General features: G+C 73.2%; 21 protein-coding genes. 7 read left to right on the top strand and 14 right to left on the bottom strand.

The window, feature by feature from the left end:
* The first annotated feature begins 41 nt into the window (after positions 1-41).
* The 3 genes from glgA to KM427_RS06660 are packed head-to-tail and all read left to right on the top strand — an operon-like array spanning position 42 to position 2,416.
* Positions 42-1,229: a glycogen synthase gene (gene glgA, locus KM427_RS06670; RefSeq protein ID WP_215526704.1), complete on the top strand. Its 1,188-nt coding sequence runs from the start codon at positions 42-44 to the stop codon at positions 1,227-1,229.
* Between the two features lie 55 nt (positions 1,230-1,284).
* Positions 1,285-1,707 carry a hypothetical protein gene (locus KM427_RS06665; RefSeq protein ID WP_215526703.1) on the top strand — a complete coding sequence of 141 codons (423 nt, stop codon included), beginning with the start codon at positions 1,285-1,287 and terminating at the stop codon, positions 1,705-1,707.
* 22 nt (positions 1,708-1,729) lie between these two features.
* Positions 1,730-2,416, top strand: coding sequence for an EthD domain-containing protein (locus KM427_RS06660; RefSeq protein WP_215526702.1), 687 nt, complete (start codon positions 1,730-1,732; stop codon positions 2,414-2,416).
* Positions 2,417-2,481: 65 nt separating this feature from the next.
* Here the strand turns inward: KM427_RS06660 and KM427_RS06655 are convergent, their stop codons facing one another.
* From KM427_RS06655 to KM427_RS06640, 4 genes are all read right to left on the bottom strand, one after another.
* A complete protein-coding gene (locus KM427_RS06655; RefSeq protein ID WP_215526701.1) occupies positions 2,482-3,864 on the bottom strand; it encodes a GntP family permease in 1,383 nt (460 codons plus the stop codon).
* A gap of 3 nt (positions 3,865-3,867) precedes the next feature.
* Positions 3,868-4,377, bottom strand: a complete 510-nt coding sequence (locus KM427_RS06650; RefSeq protein ID WP_183591323.1) for a gluconokinase — start codon at positions 4,375-4,377, stop codon at positions 3,868-3,870.
* A 9-nt stretch (positions 4,378-4,386) separates the two neighbouring features.
* Positions 4,387-5,679, bottom strand: coding sequence for a hypothetical protein (locus tag KM427_RS06645; protein ID WP_215526700.1), 1,293 nt, complete (start codon positions 5,677-5,679; stop codon positions 4,387-4,389).
* 115 nt (positions 5,680-5,794) lie between these two features.
* Positions 5,795-6,595 (bottom strand): hypothetical protein, encoded by an 801-nt coding sequence (locus KM427_RS06640; RefSeq protein ID WP_215526699.1) that lies wholly within the window; start codon positions 6,593-6,595, stop codon positions 5,795-5,797.
* A 183-nt stretch (positions 6,596-6,778) separates the two neighbouring features.
* Here KM427_RS06640 and KM427_RS06635 point away from each other — a divergent pair, with 183 nt between their 5' ends.
* Both KM427_RS06635 and KM427_RS06630 read left to right on the top strand, forming a co-directional pair.
* Complete coding sequence (locus tag KM427_RS06635; RefSeq protein WP_215526698.1) at positions 6,779-7,954, top strand: acyl-CoA dehydrogenase family protein; 1,176 nt, start codon at positions 6,779-6,781, stop codon at positions 7,952-7,954.
* A 12-nt stretch (positions 7,955-7,966) separates the two neighbouring features.
* Complete coding sequence (locus KM427_RS06630) at positions 7,967-9,112, top strand: acyl-CoA dehydrogenase family protein (protein ID WP_215526697.1); 1,146 nt, start codon at positions 7,967-7,969, stop codon at positions 9,110-9,112.
* A gap of 361 nt (positions 9,113-9,473) precedes the next feature.
* On the opposite strand, the gene KM427_RS06625 is transcribed toward KM427_RS06630, so the two are convergent.
* Together KM427_RS06625 and KM427_RS06620 are read right to left on the bottom strand one after the other, a co-directional pair.
* Positions 9,474-9,617, bottom strand: coding sequence for a hypothetical protein (locus KM427_RS06625; protein WP_215526696.1), 144 nt, complete (start codon positions 9,615-9,617; stop codon positions 9,474-9,476).
* A gap of 95 nt (positions 9,618-9,712) precedes the next feature.
* Positions 9,713-9,880, bottom strand: a complete 168-nt coding sequence (locus KM427_RS06620; RefSeq protein ID WP_183591329.1) for a hypothetical protein — start codon at positions 9,878-9,880, stop codon at positions 9,713-9,715.
* Positions 9,881-9,915: 35 nt separating this feature from the next.
* On the opposite strand from KM427_RS06620, the gene KM427_RS06610 reads away from it, so the two are divergent.
* Positions 9,916-10,545, top strand: a complete 630-nt coding sequence (locus KM427_RS06610; RefSeq protein ID WP_252275102.1) for a hypothetical protein — start codon at positions 9,916-9,918, stop codon at positions 10,543-10,545.
* Positions 10,546-10,552: 7 nt separating this feature from the next.
* On the opposite strand, the gene KM427_RS06605 is transcribed toward KM427_RS06610, so the two are convergent.
* Positions 10,553-11,062: a DUF4234 domain-containing protein gene (locus KM427_RS06605; RefSeq protein ID WP_215526695.1), complete on the bottom strand. Its 510-nt coding sequence runs from the start codon at positions 11,060-11,062 to the stop codon at positions 10,553-10,555.
* Positions 11,063-11,222: 160 nt separating this feature from the next.
* Between KM427_RS06605 and KM427_RS06600 the strand changes: the two genes are divergently transcribed.
* Positions 11,223-11,852, top strand: coding sequence for a maleylpyruvate isomerase N-terminal domain-containing protein (locus KM427_RS06600; RefSeq protein ID WP_215526694.1), 630 nt, complete (start codon positions 11,223-11,225; stop codon positions 11,850-11,852).
* Positions 11,853-11,918: 66 nt separating this feature from the next.
* On the opposite strand, the gene KM427_RS06595 is transcribed toward KM427_RS06600, so the two are convergent.
* The 7 genes from KM427_RS06595 to KM427_RS06565 all read right to left on the bottom strand — a co-directional run bounded on the left by KM427_RS06595 (position 11,919) and on the right by KM427_RS06565 (position 17,764).
* On the bottom strand, positions 11,919-12,869 hold the full coding sequence (locus KM427_RS06595) for a nucleoside hydrolase (protein ID WP_215526693.1): 951 nt from the start codon (positions 12,867-12,869) through the stop codon (positions 11,919-11,921).
* Positions 12,866-13,726, bottom strand: coding sequence for a hypothetical protein (locus KM427_RS06590; protein ID WP_183591334.1), 861 nt, complete (start codon positions 13,724-13,726; stop codon positions 12,866-12,868). The genes KM427_RS06595 and KM427_RS06590 overlap by 4 nt, the downstream gene beginning before the upstream one ends.
* Positions 13,723-14,205, bottom strand: a complete 483-nt coding sequence (locus KM427_RS06585; protein ID WP_215526692.1) for a hypothetical protein — start codon at positions 14,203-14,205, stop codon at positions 13,723-13,725. The genes KM427_RS06590 and KM427_RS06585 overlap by 4 nt, the downstream gene beginning before the upstream one ends.
* On the bottom strand, positions 14,202-15,035 hold the full coding sequence (locus tag KM427_RS06580) for an ABC transporter ATP-binding protein (protein WP_215526691.1): 834 nt from the start codon (positions 15,033-15,035) through the stop codon (positions 14,202-14,204). The genes KM427_RS06585 and KM427_RS06580 overlap by 4 nt, the downstream gene beginning before the upstream one ends.
* Positions 15,032-15,865 carry a cupin domain-containing protein gene (locus tag KM427_RS06575; protein WP_215526690.1) on the bottom strand — a complete coding sequence of 278 codons (834 nt, stop codon included), beginning with the start codon at positions 15,863-15,865 and terminating at the stop codon, positions 15,032-15,034. Before KM427_RS06575 ends, KM427_RS06580 begins: the two co-directional genes overlap by 4 nt.
* Entirely contained in the window at positions 15,862-16,398 is a 537-nt protein-coding gene (locus KM427_RS06570; protein ID WP_183591338.1) for an RNA polymerase sigma factor, read from the bottom strand. The genes KM427_RS06575 and KM427_RS06570 overlap by 4 nt, the downstream gene beginning before the upstream one ends.
* Before the next feature lie 121 nt (positions 16,399-16,519).
* The gene (locus KM427_RS06565; protein ID WP_215526689.1) at positions 16,520-17,764 is read right to left on the bottom strand and encodes an HNH endonuclease signature motif containing protein; all 1,245 of its coding nucleotides are present in this window, start codon (positions 17,762-17,764) and stop codon (positions 16,520-16,522) included.
* Between the last annotated feature and the right edge of the window lie 415 nt (positions 17,765-18,179).

Below are 18,179 nucleotides of genomic sequence, written 5' to 3'. Positions count from 1 at the left end.
AGTGGGGTCGCGACCCGCTCGACCACGGGTAAGTTCGCATCGTGCGAGTCGACGTGCTGTCCCGCGAGTACCCACCCGAGATCTACGGCGGCGCCGGGGTGCACGTCGCCGAGCTGGTCCGGGCGCTGCGGATGCGCGCGGACGTCGAGGCCCACGTCCACGCGTTCGGGGCGCCGCGCGACGAGCCGCTGACCGCGTCGTACGCCGACCTCGCCGAGCTGTCGGGCGCGAACCCCGCGCTGCGCACCCTCGGGGTGGACCTCGCCATCGCCGACGGCTGCGCGGGCACCGAGCTGGTGCACTCCCACACCTGGTACGCCAACCTCGCCGGCCACCTCGCCGCGCTGCTGTACGACGTGCCGCACGTCGTCTCCGCCCACTCGCTCGAGCCGCTGCGGCCGTGGAAGGCCGAGCAGCTCGGCGGCGGCTACGCGATCTCGTCGTGGGCCGAGCGCACGGCGTACGAGGCGGCCGCGGCGGTGATCGCGGTGTCGGCGGCGATGCGCGACGACGTGCTGTCGTCCTATCCCGCCGTCGACCCGGCTCGCGTGCACGTGGTGCACAACGGCATCGACACCACGCAGTGGGCGCCGCGGGTCGACCCCGACCGCGTCCGCGAGCTCGGGGTCGACCCGGACCGGCCGTCGGTGGTGTTCGTCGGGCGGGTCACCCGGCAGAAGGGGCTACCGCTCTTCCTGCGCGCCTGCGCGGCGCTGCCCGCCGAGGTGCAGATCGTGCTCTGCGCAGGAGCACCGGACACGCCGGAGATCCTGGCCGAGGTGGAGGGCCTGGTGCACGGGCTCCGGACCTCGCGCTCGGGTGTCGTGTGGATCTCGGAGATGCTGCCGCGGCACGACGTCGTCGCGCTGGTGACCGCCGCGACGGCGTTCGCCTGCCCGTCGATCTACGAGCCGCTCGGCATCGTGAACCTCGAGGCGATGGCCTGCGAGACCGCCGTCGTGGCGACCGCCACCGGCGGCATCCCCGAGGTCGTCATCGACGGCGTCACCGGGGTACTGGTGCCGATCGCGCAGGCCACGGACGGCACCGGCACGCCGCTCGACCCGGACCGGTACGTCGCCGACTTCGCGGCCGCCCTCACCGCGGTGGTGTCCGACCCGGCGCGGGCCGCCGCCATGGGCCGCGCCGGCCGCGAGCGCGCCGTCGCCGACTTCTCGTGGACCGCGATCGCCGAGCGCACCGTCGAGGTCTATCGCTCGGTGCGATGACGGGGCCTGTGGATGAGCGCCGACGCCGTCGGCCGATCGGTGCGAGGCTCACGGGATGGACGAGCCGTACCGACCCACCGTTCGCACCCAGGCCGCCCTCGAGGAGGTCTGGCGCCACCTGATGGGCCCCTGGGGCTTCGACCGCCGCAGCATCTGGCTGCTGCGCGTCGACGCCGACCACCGCCCGATCCCGGTGGTCACCGAGATCACCGAGTGCGAGGACCGACCCGGGCCGGAGCTGGTCCGCCAGCTCGGCGACCTGCTCCGGGGCCTCGACGACGACGATCCGGGCGGCAGCTTCGCCTTCCTGCTCTCCCGGCCGGGCGCGGGCATCGAGGAGGACGACCGGGTGTGGGCGCGCTGCCTGCTGGAGGCCGGCGCCGCGAGCGGCGTCCGCCTCGAGATGCTGCACCTCGCGACCGACGCCGGCACGGTCCCGCTGCCGCCGGACGAGCTCGTCCCGCGGCGTACCGCCTGAGCATCCCCTACGGTGGGGGCTCGTGAGCGAACCCGGCTTCAGCAAGTTCGTCTTCGCCGTCTGGGGTGTCGACGTGGCGACCGACCTGCGCGACGCCCGTCTGCACGAGCGGCTCGCCGCCGCCGGCGTGGGCCGGCTGCAGGTCAACGTCGCCGACGAGCAGGTCGCCGATGCCCTCCGCATCGACCACCTCCCCGACCCCGTCGACGGCTTCGTCAGCGTCTGGGACGGCGATCCCGCGCAGGTGGCGCGCGAGCTCGGCGAGGTCGGCACGGCGCACGGGTACGCCGTCGACGAGCGCCGCCGGCTCGACCCGCCCGAGGCGTGGGACGGCAGCCGCGCCGACGCCCTGGCGAACGTCGCCGTGCTGCGCCGGCCCGCCGAGCTCGACCGGGCCGAGTGGCTGCGGCGCTGGATGGTCGAGCACACCGCGGTCGGGATCCGCACCCAGGCGACGATCGGCTACGTGCAGAACGTCGTGCACGAGCCGCTCACCCCCGGCGCCCCGCGCATCGACGGCATCGTGGAGGAGCTCTTCCCCGCGGCCGCCGTCACCGACATGCACGCCTTCTACGGCAGCGGCAGCGACGACGCCGAGCTCGGCCGGCGGATCACCGAGCTGATGGCCAGCGTCGCCCGGATCGGCGCCGACCGCGACCTCGACCTGGTGCCGACGGGCCGCTACCTCTACGACCTGGGTCGAGGCTGAGCAACGGATCACCGAGCTGCGGCGCGACGCGTCGTCCGCGGCCGGTGCGCGCGCTCAGCGGGTTTCTAGATGAAGATGCCGAGGATCAGCACGACGACCAGGCCGGTCACCGACAGCACGGTCTCCATCAACGACCAGGTCTTGACGGTCTGACCGACGGTCATCCCGAAGTACTCCTTGACCAGCCAGAAGCCGGCGTCGTTCACGTGGGAGAAGAACAGCGAGCCGGCGCCGACGGCGAGCACCACCAGCGAGACCTCACCGGTCGACATGCCCGCCACCAGCGCGGTCATCAGGGAGGACGCGGTGATCGTGGCGACCGTGGCCGACCCGGTCGCCAGGCGGATCAGCACGGCGAGCACCCAGGCGAGGAGCAGCACGGAGATGTTTGCGTCCTTGGCCCAGTCGGCCAGCACGGTGCCGATGCCGCTGTCGACGAGCACCTGCTTGAACCCGCCGCCCGCCGACACGATGAGCAGGATGCCGGCGATCGGCGGGAGCGACGCGGCCACCGTCTCCGACAGCCGGTTCTTGTCCATGCCGACGCCGACGCCGAAGGTGAACATCGCGACCAGCACGGCGATCAGGAGCGCGATCAGCGGGTTGCCGATCACGTCGCCGACGCGCTGGACCATGTTGGTGTCGTCGTCGATGACGATGTCGAGGATCGCCTTGCCGAGCATCAGCACGACGGGCAGCAGGATCGTGGCGATGGTGACGCCGAACGACGGACGGTTGGCGACATCGCGTTCCGCGGTGTCGTAGGTGTGCGGTGGCTCGACGACGACCCAACGACCGGCGATGCCGCCGAACAGCGGGCCGGCCACGATGATCGTGGGGATCGCCACCAGGAGGCCCAGGCCGAGGGTGACCCCGAGGTTCGCGCCCAGCAGGTCGATCGCGGTCACCGGTCCGGGGTGCGGCGGCACGAATCCGTGCATCGCCGACAGGCCCGCGAGCGCGGGGATGCCCACGGTGATCAGCGAGACCTGCGCCCGCCGGGCGACCAGGTAGATCACCGGCATCAGCAGGACCAGGCCGATCTCGAAGAACATCGGCAGCCCGATGATGGCGCCGACGAGCGCCATCGCCCAGGGCAGCAAGGCCTTCGACGACCGGCCGACGATCGTGTCGACCACCTGGTCGGCGCCTCCGGAGTCGGCGAGCAGCTTGGCGAACATCGCACCGAGGGCGATCAGGGCGCCGACGCCGGCGGCCGTCGTACCGAACCCAGTCGTGAACGACGTGAGCACGGTGTTGACGTCCTGGCCGTCCACGATGCCGACGGTGAGCCCGCCGAGGATCAGCGCGATGAACGGGTGGACCTTGAGGACGGTGATCAGGACGACCAGCAGCGCGATGCCGATCAGCGCTGCCAGGACCAGATGCCAGCCCGCGGCCACCGGTTCGACGAGATCGTCGGCCATCATCGGCCGGACGAGTTCCATGGGTCAGTCCTTCCCGAGATGCTCCTCGACACGTACGGAGTCCACATACCCCTGGACGATGGCGTCGACACTCTGGTCGACGTCGATGACGATGCCGTCCTCGTCGGGCTGCAGCGGCTCGAGTGTCGCGAACTGCGAGGCGAGCAGCGACGCGGGCATGAAGTGACCGGGCCGAGCGGCCTGGCGGGCCGCGATCACCTCGGGGGTCCCGTGCAGCAGCAGGAACCGGACGTTCGGCGCGAGCCCGCGGATCTGGTCGCGGTACTTCCGCTTCAGGGCCGAGCAGCTCATCACGCCGCCGCTCTCGTGGACCGCCAGCCACTCGCCCACGAGCGCGAGCCACGGGAAGCGGTCGCTGTCGTCGAGCGGCTCACCGCGGCTCATCTTCGCGATGTTCGCGGACGGATGCAGGTCGTCGGCGTCCTCGAACGGGACACGGAACCGCTGCGCGAGCGCGGCACCGACCGTCGACTTGCCCGAGCCCGAGACACCCATCACCACCAGGGGATGCATGGGGTCACGCTAACCGGCGGGGCTCGCCTCGACCTCGGCTGTGCCACCGGATGCGGACGGCTCCGACGCGGGCGTCGGGCTCGGCTTCGTCGACTCGGCGGCCGGGTCCGGCGTCGGGGTCGCGGCGGTGGGCGGCGCCGGGCTCGGGGTGGGGTCCGCGGCCGGTGGCGAGCTCTCCGGCGGCTCGGGAGCCGCCGGCTCCTGCGCGGGCTGCTGTACCTGGGTGGGCTGCTGGGTCGGCTGTTGGCTGGGCTGTTGGCTGGGCTGCTGGGCAGGCGCGGAGGACCCGGACGGCTGCTGGGAAGGCGCCTGCTTGGGCTGCTGGGACGGCGGGTCCGTCGGCTCGTCGGTCGGCTCCTCGACCTCGACGACCAGCGGCGCCGACGCGCTGCCCTCGGCCATCGGCGTCGCGAACACCTTCCAGCGGTACGTCGTCGTCTCGCGGGCCCGCAGGGTCACCGCGACGCTGGAGCCCACGACGACCCGGACCGTCTCCCAGTCGTTCTCGTCCCCGGCGTCCCCGTGCGGCTTGAGTGCCTGCAGCACCACCCGCGCACTGCTCACCGGCGCACCGAGGTCGTCGACGACCCGGCCGGTGAGCGTCACCCGCTGGTCGGGCGCCACCGGCGCGGTCGGTCCGGCGATCGACGTACGGGTGGCGTAGCCCTCGAGGTCGTACGTCGCGGTCGCCCCGGGGCTGCCGATCCGCCAGGCGTCGATGTTGAAGGGGTTGCCGTCGCACCCGAAGCCGACCGCGTAGAAGCCGTAGCCGTCGCCGCCCATCGCCTGCACGAAGGCGGGCACGCCGGAGGATCCGACCTGGCCGCCGACCGGCTGCTGGGTGGCCAGGTCGTACTGGGTCCAGGCGTAGCCGAGACCCGGGACGTCGACCGTGGTCCAGCCCGCCGAGGCGGGGGCGGTCAGGCTCGCGCGGCCGATCCACATCGTGCTGGTGCCGACGTCGGCCGGCGCCTGGTAGCCGACGTACGCGACGCCGGTGGTGCCGCCCTCCGCGTGCACGGAGACCCCGGCGACGCTGGTGTCGGCGATCGACTCGACGTAGCTGACGATGCCGGTCGCGCTGCCGCCCGCGGTGTCGAAGCCGAGGCTGCGCTCGCCGGTGGCGCCGGCTCCGGTGGCCAACCCGATCTGCGGCCGCACCGGCTCGGCGGAGCGCTGGAAGACGTCGTCGCAGCCGACGACGGTGAGCTGGGCGCGGTTGCCGGCCGGGAACGCCGTGCCGCGGACCACGGTGGTCGAGTCGCTGCTCGCGGATGCTCCGGGAAGCGTGCCGGCAGCCATGACTACGAGAGTCGTGGCCGCCACCATGACTCCCCGTCGCACTGTGCTCCCCAGTTCCACGTGTCTGCTCCCGAGCCTTCCTTCGAGAAAGGCTACGTCGGATCCGGCCGGTTGTTCAGGGAGTGGTGGAAGAGGTTTCCCCAAGTTCGGTAGGCGCCGCCGGCGTCGGGGTCTCCGCCGGGGCCTCGGTCGGCGTCTCCGTCGGCGTGTCGGAGGGCGTCGGAGCCAGGGTCGGCGTCTCGGTGCCGCTGGGACTGGAAGTCTCAGTGGGCGACCCCTCCGAGGGCGTCGGCGAGGGGCTCTGCGACCCACCGTCGTCCTCGCGGCGGTCCTGGTCGTCCTGCTGGCCACCGCCGCGGCCGCCGACGTTCCCGATGGTCGTGCCGCCGTCACCCGAGCCGCCGGTGATGGAGGAGACGCTGCGGCCGGCCGCGAGCTCGAGCGCCGTGATCAGCACGATCGCCACCACGAACAGCACCCCGGCGGCGAGCAGCACGTGGCGCCACGGCAGCGACCGCAGCCGCTCCCGCCACGAGGTCTGGGCCACCCGGGCGACGGCGTCCAGCTCCTCCTGGGCGGCGCCGAGGCGCTCGTCGGCATGGTCGAGGTGGCTGTCGTGGGCCGCGGTGTCGGTCGCCCGCTCGGCCCGACGTACCTCCGCCTGGGCGATCCCGACCTTGCGGGCCGCACTGCCCTGTGCCTTCGCGAGGGTGCGCCCGCTCGTCGCCAGGCCCTGGGTGAAAACGGCGCTCGAGATCGTGACCACGAGGCTGCCGATGGCCGCGCCGATGATCGTGCCGGCCGCGCCCAGGAAGGAGAGCAGGAACGCCGAGGCGACCGCCGCCAGTGCTCCGGCGACCGCCCTGAGCCAGTCGATCTCCAACCCGCGCCGGCGCTCGGCGCTCTCCTCGGTCATCACCGCCCAGTATGCCCAGTGCGAGACGGGATGCGCGCGGAGATCTGAGTCCGGAACGCGCCGGATGACGGCTCGAACCTACTGAGCGGTCGCTTTTCTTCTGCGGCATGATGGGGTCGGCTCGCGCGGAGCCCGCCGCGCAGGTCCCTGCAGGATCCAGGGCAGAACCCAGGAGGTGCACCGATGCAGCTGGCGCTGTCGGCGGAGGACGCCGAGTTCCGCGATCAGATGCGGGAGTTCTTCACCACGAGGATCCCGCAGGAGATCCGCGACGCCGTCGCCGAGCGGCGCGAGCTCACCCGCGAGCAGTTCGTGTCGAGCATGCAGATCCTCAACGCGGCCGGCCTCGCCGTACCCAACTGGCCCGTGGAGTGGGGCGGGCGGGACTGGACCCCGCTGCGCCGCCACATCTGGCACGAGGAGATGCAGCGGGCGTTCGTGCCGCCGCCGCTGGGCTTCAACGCGTCGATGATCGGCCCGGTGATCGCGCAGTTCGGCTCCCAGGAGCTCAAGGAGCGCTTCCTCGCCAAGACCGCGAACCTCGACATCTGGTGGTCCCAGGGCTTCTCCGAGCCCGACGCCGGCTCCGACCTCGCGTCGCTGAAGACGCGCGCGGTGCGCGACGGCGACGAGTACGTCGTGAACGGCCAGAAGACGTGGACCACGCTGGGGCAGTACGGCGACTGGATCTTCACGCTGGTGCGCACCAACCCGGAGGTCAAGAAGCAGGCCGGCATCTCGATGCTGCTCATCGACATGACCTCCCCCGGCGTGGAGGTGCGGCCGATCGAGCTGATCGACGGCGGCCATGAGGTGAACGAGGTCTGGTTCACCGACGTCCGGGTGCCGGCCGAGAACCTGGTCGGCGAGGAGAACCGCGCCTGGGACTACGCCAAGTTCCTGCTCGGCAACGAGCGGGTCGGCGTGGCTCCGGTGGGCGCGACCAAGCGCAACCTCGCGCAGGCGAAGGAGTGGGCGGCCACGGTGTCCACGGGCGAGGGCACCACGCTGCTGGACGACCCACTGGTCTCGACCCGCATCGTCGAGCTCGAGAACGAGCTGCTCGCCCTCGAGCTGACCGCGCTGCGCGTCGTCGCCCACTCGACCGACGGCAAGCCGCACCCCGCGTCGTCGGTGCTCAAGCTGCGGGGCACCGAGCTCCAGCAGGCGGTCACCGAGCTGGTCGTCGACCTGGCCGGGCCGGCCTCGCTGGCCAGCGGGGCCGGCGACGACTCCGACCTGCCGTGGTGGGCCCGGCGCGCGACGCCGACGTACCTCAACTTCCGCAAGGCCTCGATCTACGGCGGCTCCAACGAGGTGCAGCGCCAGATCATCGCCCGCACGATCCTGGGACTCTGAGGGGACGACGTCATGGACTTCAACTACGACGAGGAGCAGCAGGCGCTGCGCGAGGCCGTGCGCGGGCTGGCCGGCAAGGCGTACGCCGACTTCGAGAACCGCCGCCGGGTGGTCGCCGAGGAGCCCGGCTTCAGCGAGAAGGTGTGGACCCAGCTGGCCGAGATGGGCGTCCTCGGACTGCCCTTCGACGAGGCGTACGGCGGGATGGGCGCCGGCGCCGTCGAGGTCGGGATCGTCGCCCAGGAGCTCGGCCGGGTGCTCGCACCCGAGCCGTTCCTGACCTCCGTGGTGCTGGCCGGTGGCGCCGTCGCCGCGGCGGGGTCGGAGGAGCAGAGGATCGGGCTCCTCGACGACGTGTCCTCGGGCGGCTCGGTGCTGGCCTTCGCGCACGCCGAGCCGGGCTCGCGCTGGCAGCCGACCGCGTCCGCGGTGACCGCGTCGTCGTCCGACGACGGCTGGACGCTGACCGGCGTGAAGGAGCCGGTGCCGGACGGCGCGCGCGCCGACATCCTGGTCGTGTCGGCGGCGCTCCCCGCGGGTGGGACGGGCCTCTTCGTGGTCACCGACGAGGCCCCCGGCCTGACCCGCGAGGGCTACCGGACCCACGACGGCGGCCGGGCCGCCAAGGTGACCTTCGCCCGCACCCCGGCGGACCTGCTCGGCGACGACCGGGGCGACCGCACCGGCGTGATCGCGGGGGTGCTCGACGTCGCCCGGATCGCCGCCTGCCACGAGGCCGTCGGTGCGATGGAGTTCTCGCTGGAGACCACGGCGGCGTACCTCAAGAGCCGCAAGCAGTTCGGCGTCACGCTCAACACCTTCCAGGCGCTCACCTTCCGCGCGGCGGACATGTACGTCTCGCTCGAGCAGGCGCGCAGCCTGGCACTCTGGGCGTCGATGGTGCTCGACGGCGGCTCCGACGCCGACGTGGCCACCGCCGCGAGCCGGGCGTCGCTCGGTGTCAGCCGGGCCGGCCGCCACATCGGCCAGGAGGCGATCCAGCTGCACGGCGGCATCGGGATGACCGCGGAGTACAGCATCGGCAGCTACACCAGTCGCCTCACCGCGCTCGACCATCTGCTGGGCGACGGCAACCACCACCTCGGGCTGCTCGCCGCGGACGTCGGTGGCTACCGCGAGGTGGACCCGCTCCCGTAGCTGGGGCTCGTGCGCGGGGCTCGTGCGCCGGGCTCGTCGCCGGGGCTCCCGGCGGCGGCGGTCGTACGGCGGAGGCGGTCAGGCAGACCGAGCCCGACACGCCGTCGTTCCCCGGCGCGTCGCACTCGCTTTCCCTGACCACCCCGGCGGGGCGTCGGCGTGTCTCCTCGTTTCCCCGGGCAGCCGGGGAAACGAGCAGCAGCCGGCTTCGGCGTCAGACCTGACACCCGGGATCCACGGGGCGCCGTGCGGCGACAACGGGGGCTGATCCGCCCGCACGACGGCTGAGGGGTCCGGGACGTCGTACCAACGGGCCGGGCCGACCCGTTCGTACGACGTCCCGGACCCGACGAGCGACGGGTCACCGGACGTGCGCCTGCAGCCGGAGCATCTCGAACTCCACCTGTCGTTGCTGTCGTTGACGCAGGGCCTGCAGGCGCTGGTGCTTGTCCTGGATGGACATCGTGCGCCACGCCTGGCGGCGATTGAGCTGGAGGGTGGACATGAGCGGTCCTCTCGGTCGGATGCCCGCCACCCGGCGGGCACGCCCATCGTGGGGGCCCGCACTTGAAGGCGGCTGGGAGCCGGCTGGGAGACCCCTCAGGGAGAGGACGGCGGGGACTCGCCCGACGCCAGCCGCTCGTGCAGCCGGTCGCGCACCTGCTCCGGCGTGAGCTGCGCGCGTTGCCGCTGGTCGCGCGCGATGATGACCCCGGAGGCGGCCACCCCGGCCAGCCCCGCCAGACCGAGTACCTTCCACAGCTTCATGAGGACCTCCCGATGACCCCTGCGACGGACGATCGATGAACGGCGCGACGGACGGTGCGTCGAGCGAGCTCACCCTCGACCAGGCGGTCGAGCTGACCCGCACCGGCGACCTGTGGCTCTTCCGCGGCCGCTCCGCTGCCGATCACGCTATCCGGCTGGTCACCAACGCGCCGGTCAACCACGTGGGCATGGCGGTCGTGCTCGACGACCTGCCGCCGCTGCTGTGGCACGCCGAGCTCGGCAAGGGACTGCGCGACGTCTGGACCGACAGCCATCATCGTGGGGTCCAGCTCCACGACCTGCGCGAGGCGGTGGTCCAGTGGACCGGCCGGTACGAGCAGCAGGCCTGGCTGCGCCAGCTCGACGCGACCGTCACCGCCGAGATGGAGGACGCGGTGCTGCGCACGATCGCCCGGCTCGACGGCACGCCGTTCCCGTCCACGGCCAAACTCGTGGGCCGCTGGGCGCGGGGGCGCGTACGCCGCGCCGCGAGTGCCGAGCTCACCTATTGCGCCGAGGTGGTCGCCGCGACGTACGCCGCGATGGGGCTGCTGGACGGCGACCGGCCGACCAACTACTACGACCCCGGTCGCTTCTGGTCCGGTGACGACCTGGAGCTCCGCGCCGGCGCTCGGCTCGGCGCGGAGCTCGCGGTCCGGACCTGACCGGGCCTCAGCCCTGGGCGCCCTGGGAGCGCCAGTAGTCGTTGAGCGCCGCGTTGGTCTTGACGAACCACACGATCGCGCCGACCAGGAAGAACCAGCCGAGCAGCAGGTACCAGAGGCCGGTGGTCGCGGTGACCGGCTTGGCCCGGCCCTTGCGCTCGTACATGTTGCCGACCTCGTTGGAGGTCAGGAACGGCATCACGATGCCGACCAGGATCGTCAGCAGCAACGCGATCGGGCCGCCGATGCCGGTGCCGGTGTGCTGCTTCATCTCGTCGTGGGTCTTGTACCACCAGTACCAGGTGTAGAACCCGAGCGTGACGATGGTGAGCAGCACGCAGGTACCGGTGTTGCGGACCTGGCCGATCGGGCCGTCGGCCGGGCCGGCCATCGGCGCGAGCGGGGCGGCCGACGGGTACGCCGGAGCGGCCTCACCGGACGGCGCCGGTGCGGAGTACGGCGGCGGCGCGGCCGCGGGATCGGGGGTGGACCCGGTGGGGTCGTTGGTCTCGGTCATGACGGTGTCCTCATGGTCATCTGGGCGACAAATCACCCGAGGTTAGGACCCCCGGGGCGGCGGTGTGCGACTTCCGGTCAAACCCTAGTGGAGTCGGCGCCCCCCGCGCGCCAACGACCCATCGGGGCACGGGGGTGACCGGGGTTCCCACAATGGAGACATGACTGCGCTCGACACCGTCCGCGCCACGTACGCCGAGGCCGCCGCCGCGTTCCTCGATCTGGCCGCGCAGGTGCCACCGGACCGGTACGCCGGCCCGGGCCTCGGCAACTGGGACCTGCGCTCGCTGATCGGGCACGCCGGCCGCTCGCTCCTGACCGTCACGACCTACCTGGACACCCGGGCCGAACACGTCGACGCCGAGGACGCGGCGGACTACTTCGCCGTCGTCAGCCGGCTCGCCGACGGCACCACCCGCGACGCCATCCACCAGCGCGGCGTCGAGGCCGGGGTGCTGCTCGGCGACGACCCGATGGCCGCCCTGCGCGCCGCGCGCGATGACGCCGAGGCCGCGCTCGACCTGCTCGAGGGCGAGGACGTCGTCATCCGGACCGCGGGCGGTGGCATGCGGGTGAGCGACTACCTGCCGACCCGCACCTTCGAGCTCACCGTCCACTGCCTCGACATCGCCCGCGCCACCGGCCTCGACTTCACGCCGCCCACCGAGGCGCTCGCCGACACGCTGGCGCTGGCCAGCGCAAGCGCGCTGCGCCAGGGGCTCGGCGTCGACGTCGTGCTCGCTCTCACCGGCCGCCAGCCGCTCCCCTCCGGTGCGTCCGTGGTGCCCTGAGCGTCGGGGATAGTCCGTCACGTTCTGGCCGACGATCCGCCGGTGGGGCAACCAGAACGTGACGGACTATCCCGAGAACGCCTCGTCGTACGCCGCCTCGAGGCCGGCCGGGTCGAGGGAGTCGACGACGGCGACCCGGCCCGGGCCGGTGCGGCTGAGCCGGCCGGAGTCGTCGACCTCCCAGGCACCGCGTTCGACGGTGGCGAGGCCGGGCTCGACGAAGGCGGCGGTGGTGGCGAGGTCCCACCGCTTCGGGACCTCGGTCGCGGCCACGATCGGGCCGACGACGGGGAAGGCGGCGAGCAGGTCGGGCGTGCCGGCGGGGATCGGGTCGTCGGGTACCACCGTGACCGGGACCGGTCCGGCCAGCACCGCGGCGAACGCCGCCGGGTCGGCCGCGGCGTTCCACTCCGCGACCCCGTCGATCGACGGGACGCTCACGGCCCCGGCCATGGTGTGGATCCCGGCGAGCCGCCGGTAGCTCTCCGGCCACCGCTCGGCGAGGTCGGCGAGATTGGTCAGGGGGCCGAGTGCGACCACGTGCAGGTCGTCGGTCGAGCCGGCGAGCTTCGCGATCGACAGCGGCGCCGGGTCCGAGGCCGGCACGAACGTGGTGTCCACCCGCGGCAGTCCGGGCGCCACCGCGGCCGTGGCCCGCCACTCGCGCGGCCACTGCCGGGCCGGGTCCTCACGGCCGCACGCCACCGGCACCCAGCCCTCCCCCAGCGCATGCACGAGGTCGGCGACCAGGTCGGCGCCGGGATCGCAGCCGACCAGCCCGGTCCCGGCGATCGTCACCGCGACGACGCGCACGTCGGGCCGGCGCAACAGATAGGCCAGCGCCACCAGGTCGTCGCCGGCCAGGTCGGTGTCGACCACGATCGGCGTCGCGTCCTCGTCGGGAGCGGCCCCGCCGGCGAGCGCGCCCACCGGGGCGAGCTCGCCGTCGTCGTCGTACGGCGCCGCGCAGCCGGCCAGCGCCAGGACCGCCACGGCGGCCGCGACCAGCGCCCTCACGGTGTCACCGCCTGCTGCAGCAGCACCCCGGCCACGGCGATCGCCGCACCCGCCGCCAGCAACGGCCGGCGAGCCCGCCCGGGCACCGCGACGGCGACGGCCAGCAGGACCAGGCCGACCAGGTAGGCGTTGTGCCACCACGCCAGCGCCGGCGACACCACGACCCGGGCCCAGTGGTCCTGGAACTCACCGGGAGCCGACAGCAGCCAGTCCGCCGGGAAGGTCAGCGGGTCGGTCTCGGGCGGGCCGACGTCGACGTACACCGGCTGCACCTGCACCGGGGCGAGCGCGCGGAGCACCGGCCCGTTGAAGATCCAGTACGTCGCGCCGGCCAGGAACCAGCCGATCGACAGCACGATCGACGCCGCGAGCCGCTGTCGGAGCACGTGCACGGCCGCCGCGCCCACGGCCACCGCGAGGCAGGCCAGGAGGCCCAGCTGGACCAGCTCGGGCAGCGTGTGGTGGGCCTGCGCGGTGCGGCCGGGCTCGTCGCCGAGCGACAGCCCGCCGGTCGAGCGCAGCCAGAGCGCCGCCGCCACCACCAGCAGGACGGCGACGCCGACCAACGGCAGGGCGCCCAGGAGTCGCGCGGCGGACCGCCGGGCGCGACCCAGCGGGGCGTCGTCGGCGACCGGCACCAGCTCTCGGCCGAACGCCGCCACGCTGGCCAGCGAGATGCCGAGCAGCAGCGGGGTCAGCGAGGCGACCAGCCCGGTGTAGCGCTGCCCGGACCACGTCTCCTCCCAGGTGTTCCAGGCCATCAGCCCCGACAGCGCCAGGCCGAGCCAGGGCGCCGGGTGCCGCAGCGAGCGGCGGGCCTCGATCCGGGCCAGCTCCTGGGTCGCGGTCGTGGTCATCGGTTGCGTCCCATCCATAGTGCGGCACCGGCCGCGACGGTCACGAGCTCCGGTCGGGGGTCCCAGTCGATGTCGACGGCACGAGCCGTGATCACCCACAGCACGGGTGCGGCGACACCGAGCGGCACGCCGGCCCAGACCGCGACGGCGAGACCGGAGGTGGTCAGCGCCAGCAGCCCGAGGAGCGGGCCCCCGACGGCGGCGAGCCATAGGCCGAGCCCCGCCGGCAGCAGCAGGGCGAGTCGACGGGCTCGGCGTACGGCGTGCGACGTCGGCACCGCCGCCAGCAGCGCAGCGGCGGGGTCGCGCAGCCCGGCGACGACCGCCGCGGCGACCGCGGCCGTGGCGACGCCCGTCAGGCTGTCCGGCCAGGCGCCGGCATGGGCCGCCAGCGCGCTGGCCACCGCGAGGCACACCGCCACGCCGGCCAGCGGCGTCCAGCTCGTCGCCCGGACCGTGGGCAGCACCCAGGCGGTCATGGCGCGTGCTCCATGCGGGCGAGCAGCAGGTAGCCGTCGTCGAGCGTCGGGTCGACGACGGCGGCGCCGCTCGGCGGGTCGCCGAGGTGGCGGTAGCTGCCGGTCGGAGTGAGCCAGCTGCGGACGGCGTCCGGGTCCTGCCGGTCGTCCTCCCAGACCCGGCCGTGGGCCAGGCCGGCGAGCTCGGCGGGCGTGCCGGCGAACCGGATCCGACCGGTGAACATGACGTACACCTGCTGGCAGAGCGCGGACACCTCGGAGATGTTGTGGGTGGCCATCAGCACGGTCGGCGCGGCCGACAGCAGGGAGCGCAGCCCGAGTCGCTGGTCGGGGTCGAGGCCGTTGGCGGGCTCGTCGAGCACGAGCAGGTCGGGCTGGCCGACCAGCGCACAGGCGAGCGCCACCCGCTGCTTCATGCCACCGGACAGCGCCCGGATCTTCCTGTGCATCACGTCCTGGAGCGTGACCGCCTCGAGCACGCGGCGCACCTCGTGCCGGCGGCGCTCGCGGTCGGTGTGCTCCTTGAGGACGGCGACATAGTCGACCATGTCGTACGGCGTGAAGCCCGGGTAGAGGCCCGGGTTCTGCGGGAGGTAGCCGAGCCGGCGCCGGATCTGCACGCGCTCGTCGGCCCGGCCGGGGTCGAGGCCGAGCAGCCGCAGCGATCCCTCGTCGGGCGCGAGCACGGTGGCGGCCATCCGGAGCAGGCTGGTCTTGCCGGCGCCGTTGGGGCCGAGCAGCCCAATCACGCCGCGGTCGGCGGACAGCGTCACGTCGTCGACGGCGCGGGTGCCGCCGTAGGACTTGGTGAGGGCGATGGCCTCGATCATGCGATCCTCCGGTAGGCGACGGCGTCGCGACGTACGACGGTGAGCGCGACGGCCGCGAGCGCGACGGTCAGGGCGACGGCCTGCACGCCCGGGCCGGCGATCGCGTCGGCGAAGACCTCCGGTCGCAGCGTGCGGTGGGCGACCACGACGGCGCCGACGAGCAGCGCCCAGCCCACGCTGGCGGTGAGCGCCACGTGCAGCGGATCGATCCGGGTGGTGCCCGCCAGCAGCACCAGGGCCGAGAGCGCGAGGCCGGGCAGGCACCACGCGAACGCGAGCCGCAGGGGCACGTCGTCGATCCAGAGGTCGACCGCCAGCAGCACGCCGAAGGCGAGCGGCAGCGCGACGGCCGCGACCAGCAGCGCGCGCAGCGCCACGAGCCGCAGGCCCGCGGTCGGCGCGGCCAGGGCGATCTCGCCGCTCGGGTCGGACCCGTCGCGGTAGGCGAGGGCGACCGCCGCCACCGGTGCCAGCGGCGCCAGCACCAGCAGCGTGAGGAGCCCGGCATCGCCGAAGGCCGACGCGGCCACCAGCGGCACCAGCCCGACCAGTAACACCGCCACCAGCGCGGCCTGCATCATCAGCGGGGTCGCGATCGCGGAGCGCACGATCCAGGGGCTGCGCGAGGGCCGGTCGACGCGGTCGGCGAGCCGGCTCCAGGCGAGCTCCTGCTCGTCCGGGCCGGTGAGGGCGGCCAGCCGCCCCCGACAGGACGCGCAGCCCAGCAGGTGGCTCTCGAGCGACGCGGCGAGCACGAGTGGCGCACTGCCCGCGAGGTACGTCGCGAGGTCCTGGTCGTCCGCGTGCCACGCGGGGTGATGGGTGCTCACAGCAGCGCCTCCCTCAGCTCGGAACGGGCCCGGCTCATCCGGCTCTTCACGGTGCCGCTCGGGATGCCCAGCAGGGCGGCGGCCTCACGGGTGGACAGGCCGTCGAGCACGGTGGCCCGGACGACCGCGAGCAGCTCGGGCGACAGGCGCTGCAGCGCCTGGCCCACGTCGCTGTGCTCCACCGCCAGCAGTACGGCCTCCTCGGCGGACGGCGCGTGCTCGTGGCGCAGCTGGCCGAGCCGCTCGAGCACCGACTTGCGGGGACGCAGCCGGTGCAGCAGCGTGCGGATCGCGATGCCCCACAGCCAGGCGGCGACCTCGCCGTCGCCCTGGTACTTCCCGGGCTTGTCCCACACCACGAGGAAGGTGTCGTTGACGACCTCGGCCACGATCGCCGGATCGGAGCAGCGCTGTCGCACGCGCGCGGCCAGCCACGGCTGGTGGCGGGTGAAGAGCTCGTGCAGCGCCCCGCGGTCGCGCTCGCCGATGGCGGCGAGCAGCGCGCGGTCGCTGGGCTCCTGATCGACGGTCACGCTTCACTGTGCCATCGAGGAGCCCGATCGGTTCGCGACCGCCCCAGAATGTGACTAGGACACGGGCGTTGCCAACCTGCGGAACAGCGCCGCGAGTGGACCAAGTGCTGAAACGGTGATGTCACGTTCGTCGGTGGAATCGGATCTTGCCGGTGGGGAGGTAGGTCGTCTGGTAGGTGGGGTCGTGGATGAGGGTGTGGTGCCAGGCGCACAGTGATGCGCTGTCGGTGAGGTTGGTGTGGCCGCCGTCGACCCAGCGCTGCTCGTGGTGGGCGTGGAGGCCGACCGTGCGGTCGCAGCCTTCGGCGCGGCAGCCGTGGTCGCGCAGGAACATGGCGATGCGCTGGTGCTCGGTGTGGTAGCGGCTTCTGCGGCCGAGATCGAGAGGGATCGAGGCGCTGCCGAGGACGGCGGGGATGATCCCCGCCTCGCACGCCAACCGCCGCGCCATGCCGGGGCTGATCCGGTCACCGGTGTCCAGGACCCCGGCCTTCTCCAAACGTCTGGTGAGGGTGTCCTCGTCGATGACCACCACGACGGTGGCGTTGACGCCGCCGGTGGCCGGCAGCCGGTCGACCGGGTAGCGCTCGATCAGCTCGCACAGCGCCCGCCCGAGTGCCTCGGGTCCGGGGCGGCGCTCGATGCCGGGGCCCTGGGTGGCCGCGAGGTGCTTGGGTGCGGCCAGGGCCATCAGGATCTTCTTGAGGGCGGCGGCGTGGTAGGTCGGCAGGGTGAACCGGCCTCGGGTGGTGCCGTCGCCGTCGTCGGCCATCGTGAGCGAGCAGGCCCGCAGCGCGGCCGCCTCCTGGCGTTGCAGGATCTCGGCCTCTCGGGCGTCGGCCTCCTCAGGCGCGATGACCTCCCACAGCCGACGCCCCAGCCGCCCCAACGCCTTCGCGTCGTGATGACGCGCCTCCGCGACCAGATGCGCCTCGGCCTTCGCGAGGGTCTCGGGGCCGAGGTCGGTGGGGAGTCGGTCGACCCACCGGACCACCACCCGCGCCCGCTCGACACAGATGTCCCCGGCCGCGAGCGCCTCCCGCGTCATGGAGTGCTGTTCGAGGTCGTGGCCGAGTCGCACCGCGCCGTACGCGGCCGCCCGGGTGGTCTTGGTGGTGTGGGCCAGCCAGTTCGCCGCACTGGAGGCACCCACCTCTTCGCCGACGTGGATGGTGTCGGCGTGCGCGGCGACCCGGGCCTGCAGCTCGCTGACCTGCGCCGCCAACCGGGTCAGCTCGACCAGCGTCGCGCCGGCCTCGGCAGGGTTCATGGACCATACCGACGCATCGGCCACGGCGTCGGCCAGGTCGCGCATCTGCGCGGTCGTCGTCGACACCCGGTGTCGCGGCGTGGCCTGTGCTGTCATGCCACCTACTCAAGCATCCGCCACCGACACTGGAAGGTCCTGAATCCCCTTGTTCCACAGGGTTCTGGGTCACGAACAGGTCACGATCCGGGGCGCCTTTCCACACCCGGATCGGATGTCTGTGGAGGGTGGTTTCGAGACAGGCGCTGGCGCGCCTTCCTCAACCACCGTGACCCCCGGCGACGGTGGTTGAGGAGGTTGCGCCAGCAACCGTCTCGAAACCCCGCTGCGTCGACGGATGCGGTGGGTCGGGTGCTGGGTGGTGGTTTCGAGACAGGCGCCAGCGCGCCTTCCTCAACCACCGGGCCCGACGACGACGGTGGTTGAGGAGGTTGCGCTAGCAACCGTCTCGAAACCCTGCTGCGTCGGCGGATGCGGCGGATCGGATGTCTGTGGAGGGGTGGTTTCGAGACAG

This window comes from Nocardioides sp. LMS-CY (assembly GCF_018732145.1).
GTDB lineage: Bacteria > Actinomycetota > Actinomycetes > Propionibacteriales > Nocardioidaceae > Nocardioides > Nocardioides soli.
This window is presented reverse-complemented; position numbering and strand designations above follow the sequence as displayed.